At 59.2% G+C, this 2,627-nt stretch carries 2 rRNA genes (1 of these 2 running past the window's edge); both read right to left on the reverse strand.

Going from position 1 to position 2,627, the window contains the following annotated elements:
* A 23S ribosomal RNA gene (locus ACZ7LB_RS31855) occupies nucleotides 1-633 on the reverse strand; it reaches 2,660 nt to the left of the window's first position.
* 309 nt (nucleotides 634-942) lie between these two features.
* Nucleotides 943-2,470: ribosomal RNA gene (locus tag ACZ7LB_RS31860) — 16S ribosomal RNA — on the reverse strand.
* The 16S and 23S rRNA genes sit together here, the layout of an rRNA operon.
* Nucleotides 2,471-2,627: the final 157 nt, after the last annotated feature.

Raw genomic sequence — 2,627 nt, forward strand, 5'->3', positions numbered from 1 at the left:
GTCCGACGCTCCCACGGCTTGTAGGCACACGGTTTCAGGTACTATTTCACTCCGCTCCCGCGGTACTTTTCACCATTCCCTCACGGTACTATCCGCTATCGGTCACCAGGGAATATTTAGGCTTAGCGGGTGGTCCCGCCAGATTCACACGGGATTTCTCGGGCCCCGTGCTACTTGGGTGTCTCTCAAACGAGCCGCTGATGTTTCGACTACGGGGGTCTTACCCTCTACGCCGGACCTTTCGCATGTCCTTCGCCTACATCAACGGTTTCTGACTCGTCCCACGGCCGGCAGACCGTGGAAGAGAGATCCCACAACCCCGCATGCGCAACCCCTGCCGGGTCTCACACGCATACGGTTTGGCCTCATCCGGTTTCGCTCGCCACTACTCCCGGAATCACGGTTGTTTTCTCTTCCTGCGGGTACTGAGATGTTTCACTTCCCCGCGTTCCCTCCACACTGCCTATGTGTTCAGCAGCGGGTGACAGCCCATGACGACTGCCGGGTTTCCCCATTCGGACACCCCCGGATCAAAGCCTGGTTGACGACTCCCCGGGGCCTATCGTGGCCTCCCACGTCCTTCATCGGTTCCTGGTGCCAAGGCATCCACCGTGCGCCCTTAAAAACTTGGCCACAGATGCTCGCGTCCACTGTGCAGTTCTCAAACAACGACCAACCACCCGTCACAACCCGCCTGAGCGGATCTTCACCGGGGCCGGCACCGAAGACAGACCTTGCGGCCGTGCCCTCAGACACCCAACAGCGCGCCCGGCACACTCCGCCGCTTCCCTCACCGTTCCACGCTCCGAAGAGCAGTACTAGAAGAAGAGAGACGACCGAGTGCGCCGAATAGTCAACGTTCCACCCATGAGCAACCAGCACCGGACATTCGCCGGTGTTCTGGCCCCTGGACTGCCGAAGCAGCCTAGAAGTGCTCCTTAGAAAGGAGGTGATCCAGCCGCACCTTCCGGTACGGCTACCTTGTTACGACTTCGTCCCAATCGCCAGTCCCACCTTCGACAGCTCCCTCCCACAAGGGGTTGGGCCACCGGCTTCGGGTGTTACCGACTTTCGTGACGTGACGGGCGGTGTGTACAAGGCCCGGGAACGTATTCACCGCAGCAATGCTGATCTGCGATTACTAGCGACTCCGACTTCATGGGGTCGAGTTGCAGACCCCAATCCGAACTGAGACCGGCTTTTTGAGATTCGCTCCACCTCACGGTATCGCAGCTCATTGTACCGGCCATTGTAGCACGTGTGCAGCCCAAGACATAAGGGGCATGATGACTTGACGTCGTCCCCACCTTCCTCCGAGTTGACCCCGGCGGTCTCCCGTGAGTCCCCAGCACCACAAGGGCCTGCTGGCAACACGGGACAAGGGTTGCGCTCGTTGCGGGACTTAACCCAACATCTCACGACACGAGCTGACGACAGCCATGCACCACCTGTACACCGACCACAAGGGGGGCACTATCTCTAATGCTTTCCGGTGTATGTCAAGCCTTGGTAAGGTTCTTCGCGTTGCGTCGAATTAAGCCACATGCTCCGCCGCTTGTGCGGGCCCCCGTCAATTCCTTTGAGTTTTAGCCTTGCGGCCGTACTCCCCAGGCGGGGCACTTAATGCGTTAGCTGCGGCACGGACAACGTGGAATGTTGCCCACACCTAGTGCCCACCGTTTACGGCGTGGACTACCAGGGTATCTAATCCTGTTCGCTCCCCACGCTTTCGCTCCTCAGCGTCAGTATCGGCCCAGAGATCCGCCTTCGCCACCGGTGTTCCTCCTGATATCTGCGCATTTCACCGCTACACCAGGAATTCCGATCTCCCCTACCGAACTCTAGCCTGCCCGTATCGACTGCAGACCCGGGGTTAAGCCCCGGGCTTTCACAACCGACGTGACAAGCCGCCTACGAGCTCTTTACGCCCAATAATTCCGGACAACGCTTGCGCCCTACGTATTACCGCGGCTGCTGGCACGTAGTTAGCCGGCGCTTCTTCTGCAGGTACCGTCACTTTCGCTTCTTCCCTGCTGAAAGAGGTTTACAACCCGAAGGCCGTCATCCCTCACGCGGCGTCGCTGCATCAGGCTTTCGCCCATTGTGCAATATTCCCCACTGCTGCCTCCCGTAGGAGTCTGGGCCGTGTCTCAGTCCCAGTGTGGCCGGTCGCCCTCTCAGGCCGGCTACCCGTCGTCGCCTTGGTGAGCCGTTACCTCACCAACAAGCTGATAGGCCGCGGGCTCATCCTGCACCGCCGGAGCTTTCCACACTCATCGGATGCCCGAGAGTGTCGTATCCGGTATTAGACCCCGTTTCCAGGGCTTGTCCCAGAGTGCAGGGCAGATTGCCCACGTGTTACTCACCCGTTCGCCACTAATCCCCGCCCGAAAGCGGTTCATCGTTCGACTTGCATGTGTTAAGCACGCCGCCAGCGTTCGTCCTGAGCCAGGATCAAACTCTCCGTGAATGCTTTTCACGGGAGCGGAACGACCGGAGGAATAGTCCGGTCGTTCACAGCGTCCTCGCTGTGTGTTTCAAAGGAACCTCAACCCGGTCGGAGATCCGATCGGGTCGGGGTATCAACATATCTGGCGTTGACTTTTGGCACGCTGTTGAGTTCTCAA

The organism is Streptomyces sp. NPDC107521 (genome assembly GCF_055598485.1).